Annotated in this window: 26 protein-coding genes; 13 read left to right on the forward strand and 13 right to left on the reverse strand. The window is 71.3% G+C overall.

Annotation, left to right across the window (positions count from 1 at the left end; genetic code table 11):
- Positions 1-1,275: hypothetical protein (locus ACTOWL_RS12335; protein WP_441321525.1), on the forward strand; the 1,275-nt coding region annotated here is incomplete at its 5' end.
- Positions 1,276-1,299: 24 nt separating this feature from the next.
- Here ACTOWL_RS12335 and ACTOWL_RS12340 read toward each other — a convergent pair.
- Both ACTOWL_RS12340 and ACTOWL_RS12345 read right to left on the reverse strand, forming a co-directional pair.
- Positions 1,300-2,037: a class I SAM-dependent methyltransferase gene (locus ACTOWL_RS12340; RefSeq protein WP_441321619.1), complete on the reverse strand. Its 738-nt coding sequence runs from the start codon at positions 2,035-2,037 to the stop codon at positions 1,300-1,302.
- A gap of 117 nt (positions 2,038-2,154) precedes the next feature.
- Positions 2,155-2,541: a DUF983 domain-containing protein gene (locus ACTOWL_RS12345; protein WP_441321526.1), complete on the reverse strand. Its 387-nt coding sequence runs from the start codon at positions 2,539-2,541 to the stop codon at positions 2,155-2,157.
- Positions 2,542-2,638: 97 nt separating this feature from the next.
- Between ACTOWL_RS12345 and ACTOWL_RS12350 the strand changes: the two genes are divergently transcribed.
- On the forward strand, positions 2,639-3,988 hold the full coding sequence (locus tag ACTOWL_RS12350) for an aminotransferase-like domain-containing protein (RefSeq protein WP_441321527.1): 1,350 nt from the start codon (positions 2,639-2,641) through the stop codon (positions 3,986-3,988).
- A 6-nt stretch (positions 3,989-3,994) separates the two neighbouring features.
- Here ACTOWL_RS12350 and ACTOWL_RS12355 read toward each other — a convergent pair whose 3' ends face one another.
- From ACTOWL_RS12355 to ACTOWL_RS12365, 3 genes are read right to left on the reverse strand one after another with little or no spacing between them, the layout of a single operon-like run.
- The gene (locus ACTOWL_RS12355) at positions 3,995-4,822 is read right to left on the reverse strand and encodes a metallophosphoesterase family protein (RefSeq protein ID WP_441321528.1); all 828 of its coding nucleotides are present in this window, start codon (positions 4,820-4,822) and stop codon (positions 3,995-3,997) included.
- A complete protein-coding gene (locus ACTOWL_RS12360) occupies positions 4,822-5,760 on the reverse strand; it encodes a diacylglycerol/lipid kinase family protein (protein ID WP_441321529.1) in 939 nt (312 codons plus the stop codon). The genes ACTOWL_RS12355 and ACTOWL_RS12360 overlap by 1 nt, the downstream gene beginning before the upstream one ends.
- Before the next feature lie 8 nt (positions 5,761-5,768).
- On the reverse strand, positions 5,769-6,188 hold the full coding sequence (locus ACTOWL_RS12365) for a hypothetical protein (RefSeq protein WP_441321530.1): 420 nt from the start codon (positions 6,186-6,188) through the stop codon (positions 5,769-5,771).
- 239 nt (positions 6,189-6,427) lie between these two features.
- Here ACTOWL_RS12365 and ACTOWL_RS12370 point away from each other — a divergent pair, with 239 nt between their 5' ends.
- From ACTOWL_RS12370 to ACTOWL_RS12380, 3 genes are all read left to right on the forward strand, one after another.
- Positions 6,428-6,880, forward strand: a complete 453-nt coding sequence (locus tag ACTOWL_RS12370) for a (2Fe-2S)-binding protein (RefSeq protein ID WP_441321531.1) — start codon at positions 6,428-6,430, stop codon at positions 6,878-6,880.
- A gap of 14 nt (positions 6,881-6,894) precedes the next feature.
- Entirely contained in the window at positions 6,895-9,051 is a 2,157-nt protein-coding gene (locus tag ACTOWL_RS12375) for a molybdopterin cofactor-binding domain-containing protein (RefSeq protein ID WP_441321532.1), read from the forward strand.
- An 84-nt stretch (positions 9,052-9,135) separates the two neighbouring features.
- Positions 9,136-9,510: a c-type cytochrome gene (locus ACTOWL_RS12380; RefSeq protein ID WP_441321533.1), complete on the forward strand. Its 375-nt coding sequence runs from the start codon at positions 9,136-9,138 to the stop codon at positions 9,508-9,510.
- A 131-nt stretch (positions 9,511-9,641) separates the two neighbouring features.
- Here the strand turns inward: ACTOWL_RS12380 and ACTOWL_RS12385 are convergent, their stop codons facing one another.
- The 4 genes from ACTOWL_RS12385 to ACTOWL_RS12400 are packed head-to-tail and all read right to left on the reverse strand — an operon-like array spanning position 9,642 to position 13,054.
- A complete protein-coding gene (locus tag ACTOWL_RS12385) occupies positions 9,642-10,001 on the reverse strand; it encodes a VOC family protein (protein WP_441321534.1) in 360 nt (119 codons plus the stop codon).
- A gap of 25 nt (positions 10,002-10,026) precedes the next feature.
- Entirely contained in the window at positions 10,027-10,878 is an 852-nt protein-coding gene (locus tag ACTOWL_RS12390) for a helix-turn-helix domain-containing protein (RefSeq protein WP_441321535.1), read from the reverse strand.
- Positions 10,879-10,934: 56 nt separating this feature from the next.
- Positions 10,935-11,480 carry a methylated-DNA--[protein]-cysteine S-methyltransferase gene (locus tag ACTOWL_RS12395; RefSeq protein ID WP_441321536.1) on the reverse strand — a complete coding sequence of 182 codons (546 nt, stop codon included), beginning with the start codon at positions 11,478-11,480 and terminating at the stop codon, positions 10,935-10,937.
- A 56-nt stretch (positions 11,481-11,536) separates the two neighbouring features.
- The gene (locus tag ACTOWL_RS12400; protein ID WP_441321537.1) at positions 11,537-13,054 is read right to left on the reverse strand and encodes an MDR family MFS transporter; all 1,518 of its coding nucleotides are present in this window, start codon (positions 13,052-13,054) and stop codon (positions 11,537-11,539) included.
- Positions 13,055-13,253: 199 nt separating this feature from the next.
- Between ACTOWL_RS12400 and ACTOWL_RS12405 the strand changes: the two genes are divergently transcribed.
- The gene (locus ACTOWL_RS12405) at positions 13,254-13,601 is read left to right on the forward strand and encodes a GFA family protein (protein WP_441321538.1); all 348 of its coding nucleotides are present in this window, start codon (positions 13,254-13,256) and stop codon (positions 13,599-13,601) included.
- Positions 13,602-13,605: 4 nt separating this feature from the next.
- On the opposite strand, the gene ACTOWL_RS12410 is transcribed toward ACTOWL_RS12405, so the two are convergent.
- A complete protein-coding gene (locus ACTOWL_RS12410) occupies positions 13,606-14,511 on the reverse strand; it encodes a LysR family transcriptional regulator (protein ID WP_441321539.1) in 906 nt (301 codons plus the stop codon).
- A 121-nt stretch (positions 14,512-14,632) separates the two neighbouring features.
- On the opposite strand from ACTOWL_RS12410, the gene ACTOWL_RS12415 reads away from it, so the two are divergent.
- Both ACTOWL_RS12415 and ACTOWL_RS12420 read left to right on the forward strand, forming a co-directional pair.
- On the forward strand, positions 14,633-15,679 hold the full coding sequence (locus tag ACTOWL_RS12415) for an SDR family oxidoreductase (protein WP_441321540.1): 1,047 nt from the start codon (positions 14,633-14,635) through the stop codon (positions 15,677-15,679).
- 345 nt (positions 15,680-16,024) lie between these two features.
- A complete protein-coding gene (locus ACTOWL_RS12420; protein WP_441321541.1) occupies positions 16,025-18,250 on the forward strand; it encodes a hypothetical protein in 2,226 nt (741 codons plus the stop codon).
- A gap of 180 nt (positions 18,251-18,430) precedes the next feature.
- On the opposite strand, the gene ACTOWL_RS12425 is transcribed toward ACTOWL_RS12420, so the two are convergent.
- A complete protein-coding gene (locus tag ACTOWL_RS12425) occupies positions 18,431-19,165 on the reverse strand; it encodes a tRNA-uridine aminocarboxypropyltransferase (protein WP_441321542.1) in 735 nt (244 codons plus the stop codon).
- Positions 19,166-19,449: 284 nt separating this feature from the next.
- On the opposite strand from ACTOWL_RS12425, the gene metG reads away from it, so the two are divergent.
- From metG to ACTOWL_RS12440, 3 genes are all read left to right on the forward strand, one after another.
- Positions 19,450-21,162, forward strand: coding sequence for a methionine--tRNA ligase (gene metG / locus ACTOWL_RS12430; protein ID WP_441321543.1), 1,713 nt, complete (start codon positions 19,450-19,452; stop codon positions 21,160-21,162).
- A gap of 153 nt (positions 21,163-21,315) precedes the next feature.
- A complete protein-coding gene (locus tag ACTOWL_RS12435) occupies positions 21,316-21,834 on the forward strand; it encodes an alpha/beta hydrolase (protein ID WP_441321544.1) in 519 nt (172 codons plus the stop codon).
- Positions 21,831-22,280, forward strand: coding sequence for a hypothetical protein (locus tag ACTOWL_RS12440; RefSeq protein WP_441321545.1), 450 nt, complete (start codon positions 21,831-21,833; stop codon positions 22,278-22,280). Before ACTOWL_RS12435 ends, ACTOWL_RS12440 begins: the two co-directional genes overlap by 4 nt.
- A 15-nt stretch (positions 22,281-22,295) precedes the next feature.
- Here the strand turns inward: ACTOWL_RS12440 and corA are convergent, their stop codons facing one another.
- The gene (gene corA / locus ACTOWL_RS12445) at positions 22,296-23,258 is read right to left on the reverse strand and encodes a magnesium/cobalt transporter CorA (protein WP_441321620.1); all 963 of its coding nucleotides are present in this window, start codon (positions 23,256-23,258) and stop codon (positions 22,296-22,298) included.
- Positions 23,259-23,462: 204 nt separating this feature from the next.
- Here corA and ACTOWL_RS12450 point away from each other — a divergent pair, with 204 nt between their 5' ends.
- Both ACTOWL_RS12450 and ACTOWL_RS12455 read left to right on the forward strand, forming a co-directional pair.
- On the forward strand, positions 23,463-23,978 hold the full coding sequence (locus tag ACTOWL_RS12450; protein ID WP_441321546.1) for a hypothetical protein: 516 nt from the start codon (positions 23,463-23,465) through the stop codon (positions 23,976-23,978).
- Entirely contained in the window at positions 23,975-24,493 is a 519-nt protein-coding gene (locus ACTOWL_RS12455) for a hypothetical protein (RefSeq protein WP_441321547.1), read from the forward strand. Before ACTOWL_RS12450 ends, ACTOWL_RS12455 begins: the two co-directional genes overlap by 4 nt.
- A gap of 19 nt (positions 24,494-24,512) precedes the next feature.
- On the opposite strand, the gene ACTOWL_RS12460 is transcribed toward ACTOWL_RS12455, so the two are convergent.
- Positions 24,513-24,902 (reverse strand): Rid family detoxifying hydrolase, encoded by a 390-nt coding sequence (locus ACTOWL_RS12460; RefSeq protein WP_441321548.1) that lies wholly within the window; start codon positions 24,900-24,902, stop codon positions 24,513-24,515.
- Positions 24,903-25,117: the final 215 nt, after the last annotated feature.

Consider the following 25,117-nt stretch of genomic DNA (forward strand, 5'->3'; position numbering starts at 1 on the left):
GATCGGGAGCTGGCGGCGGTGTCCGGCGATGCCAGGCCGGGCATCGCCGCCGCGGCCAGGGCGCTGGAGGCGGCCAACGCCGCGGCCCCGGGCCAGCAGCACGCCGCGGTCGCTGCGGCCAAGGCCGCCGCGGCGACGATGCGTAGCGCCGACGACGCGGTCCGGGCGGAGCGCGCCGCGGGCGCCGCCCATCTCGCCGCTCTGGCCGGGGCGGATGAGGACGCTGCCGAGGTCGCGGGGCGCCTGATGGCGGGCCATCACGATGCCGTCGGCGGCGCGCTCGACGACACGAGCGTCAAAGCGGTCCAGGCCGCCATCGTCCAGGTCGTGATCGATGGCGTGCCCGCCAACGTGGTCGCCCGGGATCGGCAGCTTCTGGCCGCTGCGGCCGCGACCACGGCGCTGGACCGGGCCACGCCGAGCCCCGCTGCGGCGGCGGCCATGGGTCCGGCCGTCGCCGCCGCCGCCGTGCCGCCGGCCGCCGGAATCCGCCCCCCGGCCGTGTTCTCCATGGCCGACCCGGACGCCGGTTCGGGCACGGCGGCGCCGGTGCTGCCGGCGATCCCGAAGCATTATGAGCCGGTCGAGACGCGCTTCGATCCCGCCAAGGCGGTCGCCGTCGACGAATGGAAGCACGCCAAGATCCGGCAGGTCACCGATCTCGGCCTGGTCGGCGATGCGGGGCCCAGCACCACCACCTACATCATCGAGGTGATGGGGCCGAAGGGACGGTACTGGGCGGATTTCGACTGGTCGCCGAACGCCAACCAGCTGTATGGCGAGATCCCGATCAAGCCGACCGGCCCCGCCGCGGACGGGCTGGCGGCGCAGGCCAAGACCGTGATCGCCTATAGCGGCATCACCAGCGACTGGGGGTCGTTCGAGCAGCGGGCCAAGGACCTGAAGGCGAGGACCGACGCCGCCTTCGCCGAGGTCGCCAGGCTGCTGACCTCGCGCGACCACGACGGCGACCTGACCCAGCTGCGCTACCACGGCGAGAAGAGCGGCCATCTGGCCAACCTGCTGCCCTACGTCAAGACCAGGATGGAGGAGGAGATCCGCCTGTTCGTGCAGGGCCGGCACAGCCAGCCGGCGTTCAAGGAGAACCTGTCCAGGATGTTCGTGGACCTGGTCGAGAAGATCGAGGGCGACCGGTCGCGCAAGAAGGCGATCGTCCGGCATCAGGTCGACACGCTGATCCGCGTCGTGCTCACCATCGTGATCGGCGGCGGCATCGGCGGCGCCCGCGTCGCGGCGGGCTTCATGGGCGGATGAGGGGCGGGCGGCGGTGCCCGGATCCTACCCTTTGGGCACCGCGCGGATGAAGGCTGCGCCCAAACTGTCCTGAAGCGCGGCCTGCAACAGCCCGCGATAGAGCGACAGCACATGGTCGTAGCCCGCCGCGCCCGCCAAGGCGAGGATTTCGGATCGCTTCGCCTCGATCTTCGACACCAGGGCGGAGTACCACCTGACGTAGGAGTCGTGCGCCTCCTCCACGTCAGTGACCCGCCATCCGGCGGAGTCCAGCACATCGGGAATCCGGGACAGCAGCGGAGGGCTCGGAAGAAACGGTCTTCCCGCATCCATCAAGGCAAGCGGGTCGTAGGTGCCGCGATTGACGTGGTCGAACATCACCATCCGGGTGCGGCTCGTCGACATCCGTCTCAGGGTCCGGAGCGCCCGGACCTGGTCCGGAAAGCAGTAATAGGCGTTGAACATGCACAGGATGTCGGCCTTGACGCCGACGGTCCGGTCGCAATCGCCGACATCGCAGACATGGAATTCCACGCCGGGATAAGTCTTCCGGGCGGCGGCGATCGAGGCGGGCTCGATGTCGAAGCCGACCACCTTCCCCCAGCCCCTCGCCTGCAGGTAGTGCGCCGTCCCGCCCCGTCCGCATCCGGCGTCGACGATGATCCGGTCGGCCTGCTTCTCGAACGGCCGCATGGCGAGCTCGATGGCCTCCTCCTCGCCGGCATGGGCGTAGTCGCCGTCCCGCACCAGCGACAGCACCCGCATTCCCTCGAACGAGTTCATCGAAAACACGTCGCGTCTCCTCCGGCCAAGCGGCGCTTCCGCCCTCAGTCAGGAGACAGCCTGGCATGCACGAACACCGGCGGCCAAGCCGCGCGGTCTGCCGCCGCGGACGGCAGGTCAGTCCTCGTCCCTGCGGGCCAGCCGGGCCTCGCGGGCGTCGTTGATGTACTGGGCGGCGACCAGCCAGCCCTTCAGCGGCCGCAGCAGCGCCAGGCAGCCGCCGATCAGCAGCGGCACCGAGGTCAGGAGATGCACCCACATCGGCGGCTCATAGGTCAGCTCCAGCCAGGCGGCGAAGGCGATCACCGGGAAGCTGACGATCGAGATGACGAAGAAGGCCGGGCCGTCGGCCGGGTCGGCGAAGCCGTAATCCAGGCCGCAGACGTCGCAGCGCGGCGCCAGGGTCAGGAAGCCGCGGAACAGATGGCCCTTGCCGCAGCGCGGGCAGCGCGCCCGGATGCCGACCGCGAAGGGCTTCAGCGTCGGATATTTGGGCTCGGCCATGGTGATCCCCTGTGGCAGGCCGCAGGGTGGCTGCGGTCGATTGTATGGATTGTAGCGTAGTATTGCCATACACTTTGGTCAAGCGTATGGTCATGCGATGGACCGTCGCATCACCGACACGACACCGAAATACCTGGCCATCGCCGCCGGCTTCGCCGATCTGATCCGGTCCGGCGACATGCCGGCCGGCACCCGCCTGCCGCCGCAGCGGCAACTGGCGCTGGAGCGTGGGGTCGACCTGACCACCGTGACGCGCGCATACACCGAGCTGAAGCGTATGGGTCTGGTCGAGGGGCGTCCGGGCAGCGGCAGCTTCGTCCGCGCCGCGGTGGCCGTCGCCGGCGGATCGGCCGGCTTCGACCTCAGCATGAACGTGCCGCCGCAGCCCGCCGGGCTGGGGGACCGGATCGCGAAGGGGATCGCCGAGCTGCTGGCGACGGGCGGCGTCGCCCACCTCACCTATCAGCCGGCCGGCGGCGTGCCGCGGGATCGCGAGGCCGCCGCCCGGTGGCTGAAGCAACGTCTGGGCGAGCCGTCGCCGGACCGCGTGATCGTCGCCGCCGGGGTGCAGAGCGCCCTGTTCGCCCTGGTCGACCTGCTGCTCCGCCCCGGCGACAGCCTGGCCTGCGCGGCGCTGACCTATCCCGGCATGAAGACGATCGCCGCTCAGCGCGGCCTGCGCCTGGTCGGGCTGGCGCAGGATGCCGAAGGGCTCGATCCGGCGGCGTTCGAGGATCTGTGCCGGACCGCCCCGCCGAAGGCGCTGTACCTGGTGCCGACGATCGGCAACCCGACCACCGCCACCCTGCCGCTGGGGCGGCGCCAGGCGATCGTGGCCACGGCCCGGCGGCACGGCGTGGTGCTGGTCGAGGACGACGCCTATGGCGCGCTGGTGGAGGACTCGGCGCCGCTGGCGGTGCTGGCGCCGGAGATCACCTGGCACCTCGCCACCCTGTCGAAATGCGCCACGCCGGCGCTGCGCATCGCCTATGTCGCGGCGCCGGACCCGCATTCAGCGCTGCGGCTGGCCGCCGGGCTGCGCGCCGTCAGCCTGATGGCGTCGCCCCTGACGGCCGCGCTGGCGACGCACTGGATCCACGACGGCACGCTCGGCACGCTGACGGCGGCGATCCGGGCGGAGAACCGGGCGCGCCAGGATCTCGCGCGTGAGATCCTGAGGGATGCGGCGATCGCCGCGCATCCGGACGGCAACCATCTCTGGCTCACCTTGCCGGCCGGTCTCGATCGCACCGGCTTTGTCGCCGCCGCCCGCGAAGCCGGGCTGCTGGTGGTCGCGAGCGACGCCTTCGACGTTACCGGCGCGGCGCCGGAGGCGGTCCGCCTGTCGCTCGGCGGGGTGCCGGACCGGGTGGCGCTCCGCCGGGCCCTGACGCTGGTCGCCGGGCTGCTGAGCCGCCCCGCCGTCGCGGCGCCCGCCATCGTCTGAGCGCGCTCACCCCTCCGCCGCCACCGCCGCCCAGCGGCCCTTCACCTTCTCGAAGCTGTGCACCGGCATCGGCACGAAGCCGGTGCCGTCCCAGCGCCGCGGCTCCAGCGTCAGCCGGTCGCCGTCCAGCAGGATGCGGTTGTAGGCGTTCGGCTCGTTGCGCCGCCGGCTCGAGGTCGCGGTCGCGGCCTGGGCCACCAGGATCGGCCGCCGCACCCTTCCGTGATGGGTGGTGACCTCGCCGTAGAAGCCCCGGTGCAGGTGCCCGGTCAGGATCAGGTCGACCCCGGCGGTGGCGAAGAAGCGCAGCGCCGTCTCGGCCCGCCCGATCAGCTTGGTCTCCGGCGCGTCGGGCGGCGGCAGGAAGGGGTGGTGCGCCACCACGATTTTCAGCATGCCGCGCGGCAGGGCCCGCAGCGTCTCCCGCACCCGCTCGATCTGCTCCAGGCTGATCGAGCCGTGCGACCAGTTCCAATGCGCCACCAGCCGCCGCGCGGTGTTGACGCCGATCAGCACGATCCCGTCCTGGACCAGCAGCGGCGCGGTGTCCGGGGTGATGTAGCGGCGATAGCGCGAGAACGGCTTGGTGAAGCGCGACAGCAGGTTGTGCCGCGGGATGTCGTGGTTGCCCGGCACCACGATGTAGGGCGCCGGCAGCCGGTCCAAAAAATCCCGCGCGGCCGCGAATTCGCCGCTGCGGGCGTCCTGGGTCAGGTCGCCGGAGACGGCGATGACCGAGGGGGCGAGCGCCTTCAGCTCGGCCAGCAGGGCCTCGACCAGGGCCGGCTCGGTGCGGCCGAAATGCAGGTCGGAGATGTGGGCGACGCTCTTCATCACTCCGGCGTGTCGGGCGTGTCGGAAACGGCGCGCGGCACCAGCACGGTCAGCGCCCGGGGCAGGATGCGATAGCGCAGCGGCGTCGCCAAGAGGTGGTTCTCGCCGTCATTGGCGACCCATAGCCGCGGCCGGCGCGAGATCACGTTGATCCGGCGCGCCGCCAGCGCCGCCGCGGCCGGGTCGTGCTGCCAGGTGCCGGCGATGAGGCGGGCGATCAGGCGCCACAGGTCGAGCCGGCGGTCGATCCGCGCGGCGTAGACGCCGAGCGTGCCGCCGTCCAGCGCGGTGCGGGTGTGGATCGCGGCGAAGCCCTCGGCCAGCGGGTTGTTGGTGACGGCGAGGGTGCGGGTGACCAGCCGCACCGGCCGGCCCTCCACCTGCAGCACGGCATGCAGCCGCGGCCCGCGGTCGAAGCCGCGGAGGAAGAAGCGGACCAGGCGCAGCCATTTCAGCGGCCCGGGGTCGTGCCGCATCCGCTCGCGCTGCTGCACCATGCGTGGGGCGATGCCGGGCAGCGAGCTGTTCAGGAAGATCCGGTCGTTGACCAGGGCGACATCGATTCGCCGGGTGGCGCCGGCCAGCAGCACCGGCAGCGCCGCCTCGGGCGACAGCGGGATGCCGAGGTCGCGGGCCAGCAGGTTGGCGGTGCCGAGCGGCAGGATGCCGAGCGGCCGGCCGGCGCCGGCGCGGCTCTCCGGCAACAGGCGCTCGGCCGCGGCGATGATGGTGCCGTCGCCGCCGCCGACCAGGATCGCCTCGGCGTCGGAGGCGATGGCGGCGTCCAGCGCCCGGCACAGTTCGGCACCCTCGGCCACCGTCGCGCGCCCCTCGGCGCCGGCCTCGGCCAGGATCCGGTCCAGCGGCGCCGCGATGGCCTCGGGCGTCCGGCCCAGCAGGGCGCCGGCGGCCCCGTTCAGCACCAGCGCCACGCGCATGCCTCAGGTCACCGGGCGGTGCCGGTGGTGCCGCCCTCGCAGGTGCAGGCGGTGCTCGGGATGGAGCCGCCCGGGATCGGGCAGCTGCCGACCATGGTGACGCAGCGATAGGCCGTGCCGGCCGAGGGCAGCGGCAGCAGCGGGTTGCTCGGCGCCTTGCGGCTCAGGCTCTCCGCCTGGCGCGGCGCCGGCACCGGCTGCGCCCGGAACGGCGCCAGCCGCGGCGCGCGGGTCTGCCCGGGCGGCATGATCTCCAGAGGGGCCGGGCGCTGGCTGCGGATGATCGGCGGCGACCCGATGCCACCGGCGCAGGGGCTGCCGATCTGGCCGGGATTGACGATGCATTGCGCCATGGTGGGCGCCGTGGCGGCGGGGGCGGCCGCGACGAGAAGGCCGGCGGCGAGCGCCAGGCGGATCAGCGGGCTCATGCTGATGAGATGTGCGGGAGGGCGGCTACTTCAATGGTCGAAGGGCGCGATGTTTCGCTGCGTTTCCGTCCCGTTTCGTTCTAAGCTGGCCAGGAATCAGGAGTCGGGCGCGGTGCCGGGCCATTGGCCGGCCGATCGCGCAGCCGAGCTTCGCAACACTCGCAGATCGTATCGATGAAACGCCAGCCGACCGGCGTGGTCGGCCGGCGGCGTCAGCCCCAGCCACCCGAGAGGCAGCCATGGCTTTCACGTTGAAGATCAACGGCACCCCCCACGACGTCGATGTCGACGGCGACACCCCGCTGTTGTGGGTGTTGCGCGACGTGCTCGGCATGACCGGCACCAAATTCGGCTGCGGCGTGGCCCTGTGCGGCGCCTGCACCGTGCATGTCGACGGCCAGGCCGTCCGCTCGTGCCAGACCCCGGTCGACAGCGTCGGCGACAGCGCCGTGACCACGATCGAGGCGATCGGCGGCACGCCGCAGGGCCAGGCCCTGCAGCAGGCGTGGCTGGAGCTGGAGGTGGTGCAGTGCGGCTACTGCCAGTCCGGCCAGATCATGTCGGCCGCCGCCCTCCTGGTCGAGACGCCGAAGCCGACCGATGACGACATCGACGCCGCGATGTCCGGCAATGTCTGCCGATGCGGCACCTATCAGCGGATCCGCGCCGCGATCCACAAAGCCGCGGCCTGAGGGAGGGATCGATCATGCCTGATGGTTCGCACACCCTCGACCGCCGCGGGTTCCTCAAGGTCGGCGTCGCCATCGGCGGCGGCCTGGCCCTCACCGTCGCCCTGCCGCCGGGCCTGCGGCCCGCGCTGGCGGCGCCCGGCTTCGCGCCGAACGCCTTCATCCGCATCGACCCGCAGGGGCTGGTGACGCTGGTGATGCCGTCGGCCGAGATGGGGCAGGGCATCTACACCGCCGAGGCCATGCTGCTGGCGGAGGAGCTTGAGGTCGGGCTCGACCAGGTCCGGCTCGAACACTCGCCGCCGGACGACGCGCTCTACGGCAACGCGCTGCTCGGCAGCCAGGCGACCGGCGGCTCGACCTCGATCCGCGCCTTCTGGACGCCGCTGCGCCAGGCCGGCGTGGTCGCCCGCACGCTGTTGATCGCCGCCGCCGCCAAGCAGTGGAATGTCGACCCGGCGACCCTCAAGGCGCAGCGCGGTGCGGTCACCGACGGCCAGCGCAGCCTCCGCTATGGCGAGCTGGTCGATGTCGCCGCGACATTGCCGGTGCCCGATCCGAAGGACGTGGCGCTGAAAGACCCGAAGGACTTCACCCTGCTGGGCACCCCGGCCAAGCGCATCGACTCGCCGGACAAGGTGAACGGCAAGGCCGAGTTCGGCATCGACGTGAAGCTGCCGGGCATGAAGGTGGCGGCGATCGCGATCTCGCCGGTCACCGGCGGCAAGCCGAAGACCGTGGACGAGGCCGCGGCGATGGCGGTCAAGGGCGTGCGCCAGGTGGTGAAGACCGACGCGGCCGTGGCCGTGGTCGCCGACCATATGGGCGCCGCCAAGAAGGGGCTGGAGGCGGCTGCGGTGCAGTGGGACGACGGCCCGAACGCCACCGTCAGCAGCGCCGACATCGTCCGCGCGCTGGAGGAGGAATCGAAGAAGCCCGGCGCCGTGGCCCGCAACGAGGGCGACGCCGACAAGGCGCTGGCCGGCGCGGCGCAGCGGCTGGAGGCGGTCTACCAGGTGCCGTTCCTGGCCCATGCGACCATGGAGCCGATGAACTGCACGGTGCATGTGCGGAAGGACAGCTGCGAGATCTGGGTCGGCACCCAGGTGCCGACCATGGCCCAGGGCATCGCCGCCGAGATCACCGGCCTGCCGAAGGAGAAGGTGCAGGTCCACAACCACCTGCTGGGCGGCGGCTTCGGCCGGCGGCTCGAGGTCGACGGCGTCGCCCATGCGGTCAAGGTGGCGCAGCAGGTCGACGGGCCGGTGAAGGTGGTCTACAGCCGCGAGGAGGACACCCAGCACGACATGTACCGGCCGTATTACTACGACCGGTTCGCGGCCGGGCTGGACGCCGAGGGCAAGCCGGTGGCCTGGACCCATCGCATCGCCGGCTCCTCGATCATGGCGCGCTACTTCCCGCCGGGCTTCCAGAACGGCATCGACCCGGACGCAGTCGACGCCGCGGCCGAGCCGCCCTACGCGTTCCCGGCGATCCGCGTCGAATATGTCCGGGTCGAGCCACAGGGCGTGCCGACCTCCTGGTGGCGCGGTGTCGGGCCGACCCACAACGTGTTCGTGGTCGAGAGCTTCATCGACGAGCTGGCGGCGGCGGCCAAGCAGGACCCGGTCGAGTACCGCAAGGCGCTGCTCGGCCGCAATCCGCGGGCGCTGGCGGCGCTGACTCTGGCGGCGGAGAAGGCCGGCTGGGGCACGCCGATGCCGAAGGGCCACGGCCGCGGCGCCATGGTGCAGTTCGCCTTCGGCAGCTATGTCTCGCTGGTGGCGGAGGTCGAGGTGGCCGGCGATGGGTCGATCAAGGTCCACCGCCTCGTCTGCGCCGTGGATTGCGGCCTGGCGGTGAACCCGGACACGATCGAGGCGCAGATCCAGGGCGGCGCGATCTTCGGCCTGACCGCGGCGCTGCACGGCAACATCACCTTCGCGAACGGGCGGGTGGAGCAGGGCAATTTCGACACCTACCTGCCGATGCGGATCGACGAGGTGCCGGTGATCGAGACCCATCTGATCAAGAGCGCCGAGGCCCCCGGCGGCATCGGCGAGACCGCGACCGCCGCCGTATCCCCGGCGGTGGCGAATGCGATCTTCGCCGCCACCGGCAAGCGCCTGCGCAGCCTGCCGTTCGACACGGATCTGCTGAAGTCGTCCTCGTGACAGGCTGATTTCCGGCGGGGGCCATGGCTCCCGCCGGCACCATGCCGGACAAAGTCCGGGCTCCCGAAGGGAAGAGGAAGAAAGATGAAGCTGACGCAATGGGCCCTCGCGGCCCTGCTGACCGCCGGTGCCGTGTCGCCGGCCCTGGCCGATGGCGATGCGGCGCGGGGCCAGACCCTGTTCCCGCGCTGCAGCGCCTGCCACACGGTGACCGAGCAGAACAAGCTCGGCCCGCACCTGTCCGGCGTGTTCGGCCGCACCGCCGGGACGGTGGCCGGCTACAGCTACTCCAAGGCCATGGCCGCCTACGCCAAGCCCTGGGACGAGACCACGCTGGACACGTTCCTGGCCGCTCCGAACAAGGCGGTGCCGGGCACCAAGATGACGGCCGGCGCCGTGCCCAATCCGCAGGACCGCGCCGACATCATCGCCTATCTGAAGACGCTGGGCGCGTCGTAGTCAGGTCTCTGCATCCCCGAACCGTCATGGCGAGCCCCACAGGGGCGTGGCAATCCAGGAATCGAGCCGCTGGATCGCCACGTCGCTGCGCTCCTCGCGATGACGGCTTGGGGAGACAGCGGCTGGAAGCCTCACCCCATCCACACCGCCTCGACATTGTTGCCGTCCGGGTCGGTCAGGAAGGCTGCGTAGTAGGTCGGGCTGTAGTCGGCGCGCAGCCCCGGCGCGCCGTTGTCGCGGCCGCCCGCGGCCAGGCCCCGGGCATGGAAGCGGTCGACCGCCGCCCGGTCCGGCGCGCGGAAGGCGACATGCGTGCCCGCGCCTGCCGCGCCGGAGCGATACAGCCACAGCGCCGGCGCCCCGGCCGGGCCGAGGCCGGCATCGGCATCGCCGCGGGAGCACACCCCGTGGCCGAGCGGCGCCAGCACCGCCTCGTAGAAGCGCAGGCTGGCGTCGAGATCGCGGACCTTCAGGCCGACATGGTCGTACATCGTGGGACCTCCGTTGAAGCGGAGGTCATGCTGCGGCGATCGGGGCCAGCTTTTCTTGGAGGATCTTGCGGTCGCCCCGGGCCGCCTTGCGGAAGCGCTGGGGCGAGACGCCGGCGGCGCGGTGGAAGCTGCGCACGAAGTTCGACAGGTCGCCGAAGCCGACATCATAGGCGATGTCGGTGACCGGCCGCGCATCCTCCGCCAGCAGGCGGGCGGCGCGGCGCAGCCGGGCGCGGACCAGGTACTGGTGCGGGGTGACGCCCAGGCTGCGGGCGAAGATCCGCAGGAAGTGGAACGGGCTGAGGCCGACGGTGCGGGCTGCGCCGTCCAGGTCGACCGGCTGGTCGGCGTTCGCGTCGATCCACAGCGCCGCCTCCACTGCCCGGCGCCGGTCGCGTGCCGCCGGCACGGCCCGGGGCGCCTCCCGCCCGGTCACCAGGGCGACGAAGCGGGCGGCGAAGGCGATGCCGACCTCGTCCAGCCCCAGGTCGCTGCGGCCCGCGGCCGTGGCCTGGGCCAGCTCGCCCAGCACCATCAGCCCGGGCAGCGGCGGCATCGCCCCGGCGCGCCAGGCGGCGCGGTCGTTGCCGATCGCGTCGACCAGGGCCGGGGCCAGCTCGAAGGACAGGCACTCGTCGCCGCCATGGTGATGCTCGTGGCTGCAGGTGAACTCGTCGCCCGGATGGCCGACCAGCACCGACCCCGCCACCAGCTCGTCGGCCCGGCCCAACTGCCGGCAGCCGAAGCTGCCGCGCCGGACATAGGAGACAGAATGGCCGGCGTGCAGCTCGGTGAACGGGCGGTCCCCGGGGCCGGCGCTGCACCGGTAGTCATAGACCGCCATCGACGGGCAATGCAGGATCTGGTCCGCGGGCATGCGCCGACTCTGCGCGCCCCCGCCGCGCCGGGCAAGCCCGGTCGGGCTGCGCCTGGTCAGACGTCGAACAGCGAGGCCTGGGCGGCGGCCGCGGCGCCTTCGATCCGCAGCATCCGCAGCTTGGTGTCGACCCCGCCGGGGGCGGAGAAGCCGCCGGGCTTGCCGCCGGCCGCCAGCACCCGGTGGCAGGGCACCACGATCGGGAACGGGTTGTGCCCCATCGCCTGGCCGACGTCGCGGGCCAGCAGCGGGTCGCCCAGCCGCTTCGCGATCTCGCCATAGGTCATGGTCGACCCCGGCGGGATGGCGCGGGCGATGGCATAGACTTGGCGCTCGAACTCCGGCACGCGGCCGAGGTCAACCGGCACATCGGACAGGTCGATGCGCTCGCCGCGCAGCAGGGCGCCGATGCGCTCGATCACCCGGGCGATGTCGGGCGGGGGCGCTTGTTCCTCGGCGCCGGGGCAGCGGCGGAGCAGGCGCATCCGCGTCTTCTCCGGGCTCGACCCCGGCAGCTGCACGCCGGTGATGCCGCGCGGGCCCCAGGCAATGCCGCAGGGTCCGATGGCGGTCTCGAACAGGGTGTAAAGATGTTCGCTCATGGGCCGGATTCTACCACCCACCTCCCGGTCGGTCGGCCCGGTTCTTGCGGTCAAACTCAGTGGCCGACCGCGGCCGGGCCGGGTTCCGCCGCCGCCTCGATCTCCACCTCCTGCGGCTTGGTGCCGGCCCGCCGCGGCGCGATCGGGATCAGCCAGATGGTGACGAAGGTCAGCACGGCCATCGCGACCACGCCCAGGAAGGTCCAGTGCAGCGCCTGGTCGAAGACGCCGCGGACGGAGGGGTTGGCGGCCAGCTCGGCCAGGCCCGCCGGCTGGTTCAGCACGTCATGCACGCTCGCCGCCAGCGCGCCGCTGCCGAAATGGGCGATGCCGATGTTCAGGATGGCGCCCAGCGCGGTGGCGCCGATGGTGCTGCCCAGGTTGCGGGCGAAGATGATCGACGCGGTGGCGCTGCCGCGCATCGACCATTCGACGCTGTCCTGCACCACGGCGATGGTGGTCAGGCTGATCAGCCCCATGCCGAAGCCCATGATGAAGGCGCCGGCGCCGGCCACGACCGGGTGGGTCTGCGGCGTCAGGAACAGCAGGAAGGCGGCGCCGACCGGGAACAGCAGGCTGCCGACCCGCAGGGTGCGGCGGACACCGAAGGCTCGGTACAGCCGCTGCGACAGCATCACCGCCAGCGGCCAGCCGAACACCAGCATGCTCAGGGTGAAGCCGGCGGTGATCGGCGACCGGCCCAGCACGCCCTGGACATAGACCGGCAGGATGGTGGTCAGGCCGATCAGCGCCATGCCGGCCAGCAGGGTGGCGATGTTGCTGGTGGCGATCAGCCGGCGGCCCCACAGCTCGAGCGAGATGATCGGCTCCGGCGCCCGCCGCTCCTGCCACAGGAACAGCAGGCCCGCGACCAGGAACAGCAGCGCCAGCCCGCCCAGGGTCCAGCCATCGGTGTCGGTCTCGGTCAGGATCACCAGCAGCGAGACGATGGCGACCGAGAACAGCGCGGCGCCGGTGTAGTCGATCCGGACTTTTCGCGGCTGGATCGACTCCCGCAGGAACAGCAGGAAGCCCAGGATGGTCAGCACGCCGAAGGGCAGGTTGAGCCAGAAGATCCAGGCCCAGGACAGGTGGTCGACGATGACGCCGCCGGCCAGCGGGCCGATGACGGCGGAGGTGGCCCAGACGCTGGCCATCATGCCCTGCGCCCGGCCGCGTTCCTCCAGCTTGTACAGGTCGCCGATGACCGTCATCGTCACCGGCGTGATCGCGCCGGCGCCCAGGCCCTGCAGCAGCCGGAACAGGATCAGCGACCCCATCGACCAGGCGAAGCCGCACAGCACCGACCCGACCAGGAACAGCGCCGTGCCGCCGACCAGGACCGGCTTGCGGCCGAACACGTCCGACATCTTGCCGTAGATGACGGTGGTGGTGGATTGCGCCAGCAGGAAGGCTGAGAACACCCAGCTGTAATAGGTGAAGCCGCCCAGCTCGCCGACGATGCGGGGCACGGCGGTGGCGACGATCGTCGCCTCGATCGCGACCATGAAGGTCGCCAGCATGATCGAGGCAATGATGAACGGTCGCTTCGACCGGTCGACGGCAGTGGACATCGGCGTTCCTCCGGGCCTCGGGCAGGCCGGTGCGGCGGACGGGGTCTCGGGAGATGACGGATGACTCATCCTACATTCGACGCCGGCCCGGTGGAGGGGGTGCAAAGCAGCCATGCGTCGGCCGTTACCCCAGCGTCTCGGGGATTGCCCGCAGGCGTCGCCGGCCCAGCTTCCTGGACGGACATCAGGGGAGGGGACCATGCTCTACAAGGGAAGCTGCCATTGCGGCCGCGTCGCCTTCGAGGTCGAGGGCGAGCTGGACGGCGCCGTGGCCTGCAACTGCTCGATCTGCGCCCGCAAGGGTGCGCTGCTCTGGGCCGTGCCGCATCTCGGCCTGCGCGTGCAGGCGGCGCCCGTGGATCTCGGCACCTACCTGTTCAATCGCCACGCCATCCAGCACCGCTTCTGCCGGAACTGCGGCATCCACGTCTTCGCCGAGGACACCGCGCCGGGGACGGAGCGGTCGGCCTACATCAATATCCGCTGCCTCGAGGGCATCGACCTCGCATCGGTGCCGGTGCACCAGTTCGACGGCCGGTCGATGTAGCGGCTCAGTCCTGGTCCAACCCCGGAATGGCCGGCAGCGCGGCGGCCAGGTGGTCGACGACGGCGCGGACCCGGCGCGGCACGAAGCGGCCGGAGGGGTACACGGCATGCACCTCCAGAGGCGCATAGGCATAGCCCGGCATCACCCGCACCAGCGCGCCCTGGTCCAGCAGCGGCTGCACCAGCGGCAGCTGGGCGCCGCCGATGCCGATGCCGGCGCGGATCGCCTCGACCAGCACGAAGGCGTTGTTGGCCAGGAAGCGCGACCGCACCCGCACCTCCAGCGGCCCGTCCGGGCCGATCAGCGGCACCGCCTCGCCCGCCGCCGCCCAGCTGAAGCGGACATGCGGGTGGCGCGCCAACTCCTCCGGCGTCTCCGGGCCGCCATGGGCGGCGACGTAATCGGGCGAAGCGACCAGGATCCGCCGCAGCGTCGCCAGCCGGCGCGCCACCAGGCCGGGCGAGGCCAGGGTGCCGAGGCGGATGGCGACGTCGACGCCCTCGCCGATCAGGTCGGCATAGCGGTCATCGACGATCAGCTCGACCACCAGCTCCGGATGGCGCCGCTGGAAGCCGACCAGGATCGGCGCCAGATGCGCCTGGCCCAGGCCCGCAGGCGCATGCACGCGCAGGCTGCCGGTCAGCGTGTCGGAGGCCTCGGCCAGCCCGTCCTCGGCCTCGGCCACCGCCTCCAGGATGCGGCGGGCCTGGGCGTGATAGCGCTCGCCCGCCTCGGTCAAGGCCAGGCGGCGGGTGCTGCGGTTCAGCAGGCGCACGCCCAGCCGCCGCTCCAGCGCCGCCACCTGCTGGCTCACCGCCGGCTGGGTCAGGCCGAGCGCCCGCGCTGCCGCCGACAGGCTGCCGAGCTCCGCCACCCGCACGAAGGTGGCCATGGCGGTGAAGCGGTCCATGCGGTAATCATCTCAAAGCTTCGCTTATGGATGATAGTCGATCCAGCCGTCTACTCAATCCTATCCGAATGAATGATCTCTGGGGCCGGAGCCTGCAGGCGATCGGCATGGAGACAGAGCGATGGACCGGAAGACGGCGCTGGTGGTCGGGGCCCAGGGGGTGATCGGCCGCAACCTGGTGGAGCATCTGGCGACGCTGGAGGACTGGCAGGTGATCGGCCTGTCGCGCCGCGGCGGCGAGGCCGCGGGCCGGGTCCGGCACGTCGCGGTCGACCTGCTCGACCCCGCCGATGCGCGCGACAAGCTCGGGGCCTTGAGCGAGGTCACCCACATCTTCTACGCCGCCTTCCAGGACCGGCCGAGCTGGGCCGAGCTGGTGGCGCCGAACCTGGCCATGTTGGTCAACGCGGTGGAGGCGGCCGAGGCGCCCGGGCTGCGCCATGTCAGCCTGATGCAGGGCTACAAGGTCTATGGCGGCCATCTCGGCCCCTTCAAGACCCCGGCGCGGGAGGACGACCCCGGCCCGATGCCGCCGGAATTCATGATCGACCAGCTGGCCTGGCTGCGGGCGCGCGCCGAGACCCGGGGCTGGGGCTGGTCGGCGATCCGCCCGGCGGTGGTCGGCGGCACCGCGCTGGGCAACCCGATGAACCTGGCCGTCGCCATCGCCGTCTATGCTTCGATGGCCAAGGAGCTGGGCGTGCCGTTCCGGTTCCCGGGCAAGCCAGGCGCCTATGGCAAGCTGCTGCAGATGACCGATGCCGGCCTCTTGGCCCGGGCCACAGTCTGGGCCGCGACCGACCCGCGCGCCGCCGGCCAGGCCTTCAACATCGCCAATGGCGACCTGTTCCGCTGGACCGATCTGTGGCCGCGCCTGGCCCGGTTCTTCGATCTCGAGGTCGCGCCGCCGCTGCCGATGCCGCTCGACATCATGATGGCGGACAAGGAGCCGCTGTGGCGGTCGATGATCGCGAAGCACGGCCTGGCGCCGACCCCATACCGCGACGTGTCGTCCTGGCGCTTCGCCGACTTCATCTTCGGCCTCGACTACGACATGTTCGGCGACACCTCGAAATCGCACCGCTTCGGCTTCCATGACACGGTCGACACCGAGGCCATGTTCCTCGCCATCTTCCACGATCTGCGCCGGCGCCGGATCATTCCGTGACCGGCCCGGCACAACAAAGCCGCAATTGAGGAGTAGAACAGAAAGGCTCCCAGAACTCGGGGAGCTTTGATAGCAAGTCTGCATAATTTGATATGATATTCGCTTCTTAGTCGGCAGGGGCGTTTTCGCTCTCCGACTGCGCCGATCGACTGATCGTCAGAAGAAGACGGGCGGCGGTGAGAGCTTCATCGCCGCGAGAGCTCCTGGGCAATGCGAGGCATATTTGCGGGCCGGACGGTCCCGCCGCCGGCGGCGGGGCGGCGCCGGTCCTGCGCGCAGCCGGACGTATCCCGCACCTGCCTCCCCCATTCGCGGAGGCCGGCCCTCCGCACCCAGGAGGCCTTCATGGCAAAGAAACCCGAGAGACCCGAAACCAAGGATCAGGGCGTCACCGTCCGCGTGGCCCTGCCGGACGACGACCGCGCCCGCAAGGCGTCGCTCGCCGTCTACGCCTTTTCCCAGGGCGGCAAGCTGATGGATGTGAAGCCGCTGGACGCGAAGGGCGAGGTCGGCCTGCGCGTGCCGATCGGCGCCGAGGGTACCAACCTCCGGCTGCTGGTCGGCCCGCGGCTCGAGGACCAGGACCGTTCGGTCGTCGAGCTGATGCGCCGCGGCGCGGTCGAGCGCCATCTGCGGGTCGACCGCGGCGCCGAACGCCTGGCGATCGACATCCCGGTTCGCCTCGACAGCATCCTGTGCTGGCTGCGCGGCTTGTGCGTGGTCCGCGGCACGGTGCTGAAGCGCACCACGCTGGGCGGGCAGGGCATCGACCTGCCGGTCTGCAACGCCACGGTCGAGGTCTATGAGGTCGACCGCTTCCCGATCATCCTGCCGAAGCTGCCGAAGCTGGTGTTCGACCGGCTGCGCGACATCATCCTGCACCCGGTGCCGCTGCCCGACCCGATCCCGGACCCGCTGCCGGGCCCGTTCCCCGGGCCGTTCCCGCCCGGCCCCGGCCCGGACCCGGCGCCGTTCCAGGGCGCCGCCGTGCTGCGCCGGCTGAGCCCGGAGGTCGCGCCGCAGATGGCCCACAGCCATGCCGAGGCGGCCACCGCCCTGGCCGGGCTGGACCAGGCCAGCGCCCTGCGCTTCGCCGCGCGGGCGGCCAGCGACCTCGACTTCCAGCGCGCGCTGTTGGACCATGAGCTGCTGCTGCGGCCGATCTTCTGCATCCTGTTCCCCGGCTTCTTCACCAAGCAGTTGGTGGCCACGGCGCACACCGATGATTGCGGCCACTTCCGCACCCTGTTCTTCCAGGGCTGCCACAACCACGACACGCCGGACCTGTACTTCAAGGTCAAGCAGCGCTTCCTGTGGTGGGACATCGTCATCTACGGGCCGACGCCGGTGCCCTGCTACACGCGGTGGAACTACGCCTGCGGCAGCGAGGTCACGCTGATCACCCATCATCCGCTGGCGCGCACCTACCCGCCCTGCGAGCCGGTGGTGGCCGGCGACAACTGGGTGCTGTTCACCGCGATCGGCCAGACCTCGATGAACGCGATCTTCGGCAATTCGGACGCGCTGCAGGGCGGCACCACCCCGGCCAATCGCGGCCTGACCAAGACCGGCGCGCCGTTCGGCGGCACGCTCAGGCCGCAGCTCTTGTTCGACAACAGCCTGCGCGAGACGCTGGGGGTGAAGTACTACCGCCTGTTCTGGCGCCGCGCCGGCACGCCCGACTGGTTCCAGATGCTCGACGATACGAATGGCGATCCGACATCCGGCGTCTTCCGCCACTACACCTACGATGTGGGCGGGCAGCCGGTCAGCGCGCTGTACAAGCTGGGGCCGCTGTCGCCGCCGGAGGCGCCGGGCGCCCATCTCTACGAGATCCCGCCATCGCTGCCGCCCCAGGGCGTCTGGGGGCCGGTGATCGCGCCGGTCGACTACCAGAACGGCGTCTTCAACACCACGCTGCCGGCGCCGGGCATCGCCTACAACGCGAATGGCGCGGAGGTCGGGCCCGACCAGTCCGGCAAGTTCGAGATCCGGCTCGAGCTGTTCGACACCGCCGGCGCCCCGGTCGACATCACAGCACTCGGCATCCGCTACTTCGTGCCGGATGTCGACAACTTGGCCGGCACGATCACCACGGTCGACGCGGCGCCGCTGGGTCTGGTCGACGGCAACGCCATGGTCGTGACCGTGCATGTCGACAACAACCCGACCTATGCCGAGATCGACGCCCCGACCATCGGCATGGCCTCGGCCGACCCGTGCTGCGGCGTGCTCGGCTTCGCGCCGGGCGACATGGTCACGCTGCCGTGGCGGGCGAAGCACAAGAACGGCTTCGCCAGCTACAGCGTCGTCACCAAACGGGTCGACGAGGTGGTGTTCTCGGCCTCCGGGCCGGTCGGGCTGGCCGGCAATCACAGCACGGTGCAGAACGCGCAGGGGCTGATGGACGCCAACCTGCCGGCCGGCTGCCTGCCCGGCGGCTGCAACGTCGCCGCCTTCGCCTCGGCCGAATACGTCACGGCGATGGCGACCGACGGCTGGAGCCGGCTGCAGTATCTCGACAGCGCCGACTTCGAGGCCTTCACCCTGAGCCGGGGCGGCCCGGCCTAGGATCGGGGGCGACAGGGGCTCCCCGCTTCGGCGGGGAGCCTTGCTGACGTTTGGAGGTCCACGTGGGAAAACAGCGACCCCGAGCGCTCGTCAGATCCCGCATGGTCTTCCCTCGACACCAATATCTGCCGAGTGAATCATGCCCATAACCAAGCCGCTACCGACTTCTTCAGCAGCCTGCTAGCGGGAGCGGCCGCGGCGCTGCTGCGGCCGGCGCCGATCGGGCCGCGGGCCGTCCGCTCGAGGGGGCCGCGCCGGCTGGGTGGCGCGGTAGCGGTCGAGCATCCGGGCGAAGCTGGCCAGCAGCGCCGTCTCGATCTCCGGCCGCCCCTCCAGCCGGCTCAGCAGGAAGGCGGCGGATTCGAGCGTCGACAGCGCCTCGCGCCGCGGCTCGCGCCGCAGCTTGCCGTACAGCGACGGGCGCTGCGGCTTCAGCGCGATGCGCCGGCCTTTCAGCATCCAGGCGTTGCGCCACCACAGCGTCTTGGCCTGGCTCCAGGTGCCGTCCAGCACCACTACGCCCTCGATCTCGTCGAGCGTCGAGTCCTGCTCGGGCAGGGCGGTGCCCTTCTTGTCCAGCACCACCAGCTCGCGCCCCGGCGGGAAATCCTCCGGCCGCATCGAGCCGAGATACAGGATAGCCCAGCGCTTCGGGTCGGCCGGCCGGCCCAGCGCCGCGGCCAGGCTGGGCCAGGACAGGCCGATCTTGAACACGGCGTCGGTCAGGTGCAGGGCGGTCAGCCGGGCGGTGCCCAGCTCCTTCGCCTGCTCCTGCGGGTGCTGCAGGATCAGCAGGCCGATCCGGTTCTCGATCGGCACCACCGTGTCGCAGACGCACAGCGCCACCGGCTTCAGGCAGCGCGGGCATTCGGCGTCCGGCGCCGCGGGGTCATCCGTGTCGATGGGATCGGCCATGCCGTGTTGAACCGCAGTCCCGGGGCGCTGGCAAGCGGGGAACAGCATCGGGCCTTGCATCGGGCCGCGGGACGCCGGATCATCGGAGTGTCAACCATCGGATGCCGCCCATGACCCCCTTCCGCCGCGCCGCACGAATGCGCCGGCCCGTCCCGCAGGAGAGCTGCCGGAAGGGGTGACGCGCGCCTGAGCGTGCGTCGGTGTCGGACCCATACCCTCCCGGTCTCCCGCGGAGGGTTTTTCACGCCCGCGGTCCGGCGCTCCCACGCCACCAGGAGGCCCCGATGGCCAAGGTTCTGATCACCAGCGCGCTGCCCTACATCAACGGCGTCAAGCATCTCGGTAACCTCGCCGGGTCGCTGCTGCCGGCCGACATCCACGCCCGCTTCCGCCGCCAGACCGGCGACGAGGTGCTGTTCCTCTGCGCCACCGACGAGCACGGCACCCCGGCCGAGCTGGCCGCCGCCGAGGCCGGGCTGGACGTCGCCGCCTATTGCGACCGCCAGCATGCGGCGCAGGCGGCGATCTACCGCCGCTTCGCCCTGTCCTTCGACCATTTCGACCGCTCCTCCGACCCGCGCAACCACGCCCTGACCCAGCACTTCTTCCGCCGGCTGGAGGCGCGCGGCCTGATCGCCGAGCGGGTGCTGGACCAGGTCTGGTCCCCGGCCGATGGCCGCTTCCTGCCCGACCGCTACGTCGTCGGCACCTGCCCGCATTGCGGCCACGGCCGCGCCCGCGGCGACCAGTGCGAATCCTGCACCCGGACGCTCGACCCGACCGAGCTGATCGCGCCGCGTTCGGCCCTGTCCGGCGCCACGGATCTGGAGCGGCGGCCGACCCGCCACCTGTTCCTGCGCCAATCCGCCCTGGCCGGCGAACTGGAGCGCTGGCTCGACAGCCGTCGCGGCTGGCCGCCATTGGTGTCGTCGATCGCCCGCGGCTGGCTGGACGAGGGGCTGCGCGACCGCTGCATCACCCGCGACCTGGCCTGGGGTGTGCCGGTGCCGAAGCCGGGCTGGGACGGCAAGGTGTTCTATGTCTGGTTCGACGCGCCGATCGCCTATATCGCCGCCACCCAGGGCTGGGCCGATGCCGATCCCGTCCGGCGCGACTGGCGGGCCTGGTGGTGGGACGCGCGCGACGTCGAATACCTGCAGTTCCTGGGCAAGGACAACGTGCCGTTCCACGCCATCGGCTTCCCCTGCACGCTGCTCGGCTCCGGCGAGCCCTGGAAGACGGTCGACGTCATCAAGGGCGTCAACTGGCTGACCTATGAGGGCGGCAAGTTCTCGACCAGCGAGGGCCGCGGCGTGTTCCTCGACCGGGCGCTCGACCTTGCCCCGGCTGATGCCTGGCGCTGGTGGCTGGCCGCCAACGCGCCGGAGGGTGGCGACACGGATTTCGGCTTCGCCCGCTTCGCCGCCGAGGTGAACCATGACCTCGCCGACAGCTTCGGCAACCTGGTCCACCGGGTGCTGAGCTTCACCGCGGCACGATACGGCGGCGCCGTTCCGGAGGGCGGCGAGGCGGGGGAGCCGGAGCACCGATTGGCCGGGGCGCTGGACCGGCACCTGGCCGATCTCAGCGCCCACCACCGGGCCCTGGCGCTGCGCCGCGCGACGGCGGAGGTGCGGGCGATCTGGCGCCTGGCCAACGCCTATCTGGCGGAGCAGGCGCCGTGGACTGCGATCCGCACCGATCCCGGCCGGGCCGCGGTGGTGCTGCGCACCGGCATCGCCCTGGTCCGGGTCGCGGCGGTCGCAGCCTGGGCCATCGTCCCGGAGGCGGCCGGCCGGGTGCTGCAGGCGCTGGGGACGCCGGAGGCGGTGCCGGCCTGGCCGGAGTCCGGTGCGGCGGCGCTGCACCGGATCGCGGCCGGCCGGCGGGTCTCGGCCCCGCCGATCCTGTTCGCGAAATTCCCACCCGGCTGGGCCGAGGACCAGCATCGGGCCTTCGCCGGGGTGGCGGAGGCCGCACCGGACAGCATACCCTGACCGGAAGAATCGCTCGCCCCAGAGACCCGTCGGGGACACGAGGCGGAGGACGGGAGGGCCCGGGATGGCACCGTTCCAGCACCTGTTCCGTCGTGGCGCGCGGAGGCGCCGCCGCTCCTGCTGCTGCATGGCAGCGGCCTGGACGAGCGGGCCATGGCCGGCTTCGCCGCCGCGGTCGCGCCCGACGCGACCTGGATCGCGCCGCGCGGCCAGGTGCCGGTCGGCGATGGCTGGGCCTTCTTCCGCCGTCACCCCGACCGCACGCTCGACACCGAGGATCTCGCCCTTCGGGCCGGCTATCTCCGCGGCTTCGTCACGGCGTCGGTGATGCGGCACGGCCTGGCGCGGCCGCCGGTGCTGGCCGGCTACTCCAACGGCGCGATCATGGCGGCGGCGCTGCTGGCGCTGCGGCCGGGCCTCGCCGCCGGCGCCATCCTGATGCGGCCGAAGCCGCCCTGGCCGGAGCGGGATTTTCCCCGCCTCGACGGGCTGCCGGTGCTGATCCTGGCCGGCGAGCGCGACGACCGCCGCGACCCGGAGGACGCGCCGTTGCTGGCCCGGCAGCTGACCGAGGCCGGCGCCGCCGTCACCGCCTGCCTGCTGCCGGCCGGGCATGGCGAGACGCGGGCCGACCGGATCCTCGCGGCCGACTGGCTGGCACGGATGTCATGACCGGGCCCCTCTCCACGATGACCCGACCTCGACGGAAGGGGCGCGCGGCCCTCTTGTGGATAGCGGAGCGGCCGGGATTTCTGCTGGCCGGCGGCCTGATGGTCCTTGGGCTCACGATCGGGGCACAGCCTGAGCTCAAGGACGGCTTCTACGCACGGCCGGAGGCGCTCTGCCGCACCGGGCCGACCGCCATTGATCCCAGCCTGATCAAGTCCTGGTCCGCCCGCCCCGCCAAGATCCAGAAGGTCGAATATGACAGCCGCCATCCGGATCGCCTGATCGTCGACGCTTCGGAAACGTGCCGGATCATGAGAGGCAAGCGGACCCGTATTGACTGCCCCCGTCGCGGGGACGAGGAGGAGTGGGAGGCTCGCTATACCGCCAGGAGTGGATCGATCTACATCAATTACCGGGAGTTCAAATACTGCGGGCCGATCCCGGGATAGCGCGCAGGCCGGCGTCTACAGCCAGCCCCAGCGCTTGAACCGCCAGTACAGGAAGCCGCACAGGCCGGCGATCACGCCCAGCACGAGGAAATAGCCGTAGGGCAGGCGCAGCTCCGGCATGTTGTCGAAGTTCATGCCGTAGATGCCGGCGATCGCGGTCGGCACCGCCAGGATCGCGGCCCAGCCGGCGAATTTGCGCTGCACCTGGTTCTGCCGTGAGGCCTCCAGCAGCAGCCCGGCCTCGAAGGTGTGGGTGACGATCTCGCGCAGCGCGTCGATATGGTCGCTGACCCGCTTCACATGGTCGGCGACGTCGCGGAAATAGGGGTGCATCGCCTCGTCGATGCACCCCACCTCGGTGTGCTCGAGCTGCTTGCACACCTCGGCGGTGGGAGTGACGGTGCGGCGGATCACCAGCAGCTCGCGGCGCAGCGCGTGGATGCGCTCGATGTCGGCGGCGGTCAGCGGCGCCTTCAGCACCCGCTGCTCCAGCGCCGTCACCTCGACCTCGATCGCCTCCACCACCGGGCTGTAGTTGTCGACCACGAAGTCGAGGATCGAATACAGCACGAAATCCTCGCCGTGCTTCAGCAGCGCGGGGTTGGCCTCCGCCCGCTCCCGCACGGTGGCGTAGGAGGAGGATGGGCCATGCCGCACCGAGATGACGTAGCCGGGGCCGACGAAGACATGGGTCTCACCGAATTCGGTCTGCTCCATCTCCCGATGCGCGGTGCGCAGCACCACGAACAGGGCGTCGCCATAGGTCTCCAGCTTCGGCCGCTGATGCGCGTTCAGCGCGTCCTCGATCGCCAGCGGATGCAACCCGAACTGCTGCGCCAGGTCGCGCAGCTCGGGTTCCTTCGGCTTGCGGATGCCGATCCAGACGAAATGGCCGGGCTTCTCCGACCAGATCCGGCCCTCCGACAAGTCTATATCGGCAACCCGCCGCCCCTCGGCATAGGCGGCCGCCGCAATCACACGACCCAAAGCGTTCCTCCGATGTCCGGCGCCGGCGGCACGATAGCACGACGCCGCGGCGCCGCCAGCCGGGCCCGCGGTGCACAATGCTCCAAGGCTGAGATCAATTAAGATCCCACCTTCATCGACATTTGTAACAAGTTGATGTTACGGTGATTCGCAATTCGGCTCGACGGTCCGAAGACCGTGGCGCAAGACGGTGCGATGCCTGCCGGAACGTGCAAAGCCTCCATTGCAATTCTCCTTCTGGTTTCAGCGCTGGGGCTCGGCGGCTGCAGCTCTCTGCTGCATGAGGGCACGGCGGATCTTGCCGGTGTCGGCGGCGCGGCGGCGGCCACGGCGGTCACCGACAACGCCCTGGTGGCGACCGGCATCGGCCTGGGCGTCCGCTCCATCGCCAGCGCCGGGCTGCAATATGGCGAGCGCAAGGTGCATCAGGCCGAGCAGGACCGGATCGCCGCGGCCGCCGGCCCGCTCGCGGTCGGCCAGGTGGCGCGCTGGGACATCGCGCACGACGTGCCGATCGAGGCGGACGAGCAGGGCCAGGTCACGGTCAGCCGGCTGATCGGTGCGCCGCCTCTGGCCTGCAAGGAGATCGTGTTCTCGGTCGAGGGCGAGAAGGACCGCGCCTTCTACGTCGCAATCATCTGCCAGAACGACGAGAGCTGGAAATGGGCCTCGGCCGAGCCGGCCACGGAGCGGTGGGGATCGCTGCAGTGACGGGGCGGCGGCGCCGTCTCTGCTGGCCCCTGCGCCTGCTGCCCGGGCTGATGCTGCCGCTGGCCGGCTGCAGCATGGTGGCGGATGTCAGCGGCATCGCCACCGGCAGCACGGTCGGCGCCATCACCGCCAACCCGGTGGTCGGCTACAGCGTCGGCATGGGGACCCGCGCCGCGGTCGCCGCCGGGGTGAAGTCGGTGATGCGCGATTTGCACAAGGACGAGCAGGACGTGATCGCCGGTGTCGCCGGCGGAATGCGGGAGGGCGAGACCCGGTTGTGGCGGGTCGAGCACGACCTGCCCTTCGGCTATGCCGACGAGAATGGCGCGGTCCAGGTCACCCGCCTGATCGACACGCCGCTGGCCAGCTGCAAGGAGATCCTGGTCACGGTCGAGGAGGGCGAGGGCGCCAAGGCGACGCGGGGGATCACTGTCGGCAGCATCTGCCGCCAGGGCCAGACCTGGAAATGGGCCTCGGCCGAGCCGGCCGTGGAACGCTGGGGCTACTTGCAGTAACGGCCTGGGCGAGGCCGCCTCACTCCCGCGGCATCGCGGCGATCATCTCGATCTCGACCCGGGCGCCGAGCGGCAGGGCGGCGACGCCGATGGTCGAGCGGGCCGGGTAGGGGGCGCGGAATTGGCGCTCATAGACCGCGTTCATGGCGGCGAAGTCGGCCATGTCGGTCAGGAACACATTGACCTTCACCACCGCGTCGAAGGTCAGGTCCGCCGCGGCCAGCACATGGCCCAGATTGGCCAGGCACTGCTCGGTCTGGGCGGCGGCGTCGCCGTCGACCAGGCGGCCGGTGGCGGGGTCGATCGGGGTCTGGCCGGAGAGGAAGAGCAGGTCGCTGCGTCCCACCACGCCGTGCGAATAGGGGCCGATGGCCTGCGCCTGCGCACTCGTCACAGCCTTGCGTGCCATCGCACCCCCATCTCGCCCCCTCAGGCGTGTGCCGCGCCAGGCGGCGCGAGGCGATGATGCCGCGACCGGTGCGCGGTTGGAAGCCGGTTTTGCGATGGCGGCAAGATTTCACGGCGACGGCCGGACGGAAACCTTGCCGGCCGCCCCGCCGCCGGACGCTCCAGGGCAGGCCGCAATCCCGCTTGCCCGCCGGCGGTCCCGTCCATAAGACTTTC

Origin of the sequence: Inquilinus sp. CA228 (assembly GCF_052078665.1) — a bacterium.
GTDB lineage: Bacteria > Pseudomonadota > Alphaproteobacteria > DSM-16000 > Inquilinaceae > Inquilinus.

Excerpts from the sequence above, each read along its gene's own strand:
- ACTOWL_RS12340 (WP_441321619.1), bottom strand. The coding sequence starts at position 2,037 with ATGAACTCGTTCGAGGGAATGCGGGTGCTGTCGCTGGTGCGGGACGGC.
- ACTOWL_RS12345 (WP_441321526.1), bottom strand. The coding sequence starts at position 2,541 with ATGGCCGAGCCCAAATATCCGACGCTGAAGCCCTTCGCGGTCGGCATC.
- ACTOWL_RS12350 (WP_441321527.1), top strand. The coding sequence starts at position 2,639 with ATGGACCGTCGCATCACCGACACGACACCGAAATACCTGGCCATCGCC.
- ACTOWL_RS12355 (WP_441321528.1), bottom strand. The coding sequence starts at position 4,822 with ATGAAGAGCGTCGCCCACATCTCCGACCTGCATTTCGGCCGCACCGAG.
- ACTOWL_RS12360 (WP_441321529.1), bottom strand. The coding sequence starts at position 5,760 with ATGCGCGTGGCGCTGGTGCTGAACGGGGCCGCCGGCGCCCTGCTGGGC.
- ACTOWL_RS12365 (WP_441321530.1), bottom strand. The coding sequence starts at position 6,188 with ATGAGCCCGCTGATCCGCCTGGCGCTCGCCGCCGGCCTTCTCGTCGCG.
- ACTOWL_RS12370 (WP_441321531.1), top strand. The coding sequence starts at position 6,428 with ATGGCTTTCACGTTGAAGATCAACGGCACCCCCCACGACGTCGATGTC.
- ACTOWL_RS12375 (WP_441321532.1), top strand. The coding sequence starts at position 6,895 with ATGCCTGATGGTTCGCACACCCTCGACCGCCGCGGGTTCCTCAAGGTC.
- ACTOWL_RS12380 (WP_441321533.1), top strand. The coding sequence starts at position 9,136 with ATGAAGCTGACGCAATGGGCCCTCGCGGCCCTGCTGACCGCCGGTGCC.
- ACTOWL_RS12385 (WP_441321534.1), bottom strand. The coding sequence starts at position 10,001 with ATGTACGACCATGTCGGCCTGAAGGTCCGCGATCTCGACGCCAGCCTG.
- ACTOWL_RS12390 (WP_441321535.1), bottom strand. The coding sequence starts at position 10,878 with ATGCCCGCGGACCAGATCCTGCATTGCCCGTCGATGGCGGTCTATGAC.
- ACTOWL_RS12395 (WP_441321536.1), bottom strand. The coding sequence starts at position 11,480 with ATGAGCGAACATCTTTACACCCTGTTCGAGACCGCCATCGGACCCTGC.
- ACTOWL_RS12400 (WP_441321537.1), bottom strand. The coding sequence starts at position 13,054 with ATGTCCACTGCCGTCGACCGGTCGAAGCGACCGTTCATCATTGCCTCG.
- ACTOWL_RS12405 (WP_441321538.1), top strand. The coding sequence starts at position 13,254 with ATGCTCTACAAGGGAAGCTGCCATTGCGGCCGCGTCGCCTTCGAGGTC.
- ACTOWL_RS12410 (WP_441321539.1), bottom strand. The coding sequence starts at position 14,511 with ATGGACCGCTTCACCGCCATGGCCACCTTCGTGCGGGTGGCGGAGCTC.
- ACTOWL_RS12415 (WP_441321540.1), top strand. The coding sequence starts at position 14,633 with ATGGACCGGAAGACGGCGCTGGTGGTCGGGGCCCAGGGGGTGATCGGC.
- ACTOWL_RS12420 (WP_441321541.1), top strand. The coding sequence starts at position 16,025 with ATGGCAAAGAAACCCGAGAGACCCGAAACCAAGGATCAGGGCGTCACC.
- ACTOWL_RS12425 (WP_441321542.1), bottom strand. The coding sequence starts at position 19,165 with ATGGCCGATCCCATCGACACGGATGACCCCGCGGCGCCGGACGCCGAA.
- metG (WP_441321543.1), top strand. The coding sequence starts at position 19,450 with ATGGCCAAGGTTCTGATCACCAGCGCGCTGCCCTACATCAACGGCGTC.
- ACTOWL_RS12435 (WP_441321544.1), top strand. The coding sequence starts at position 21,316 with ATGGCCGGCTTCGCCGCCGCGGTCGCGCCCGACGCGACCTGGATCGCG.
- ACTOWL_RS12440 (WP_441321545.1), top strand. The coding sequence starts at position 21,831 with ATGACCGGGCCCCTCTCCACGATGACCCGACCTCGACGGAAGGGGCGC.
- ACTOWL_RS12450 (WP_441321546.1), top strand. The coding sequence starts at position 23,463 with ATGCCTGCCGGAACGTGCAAAGCCTCCATTGCAATTCTCCTTCTGGTT.
- ACTOWL_RS12460 (WP_441321548.1), bottom strand. The coding sequence starts at position 24,902 with ATGGCACGCAAGGCTGTGACGAGTGCGCAGGCGCAGGCCATCGGCCCC.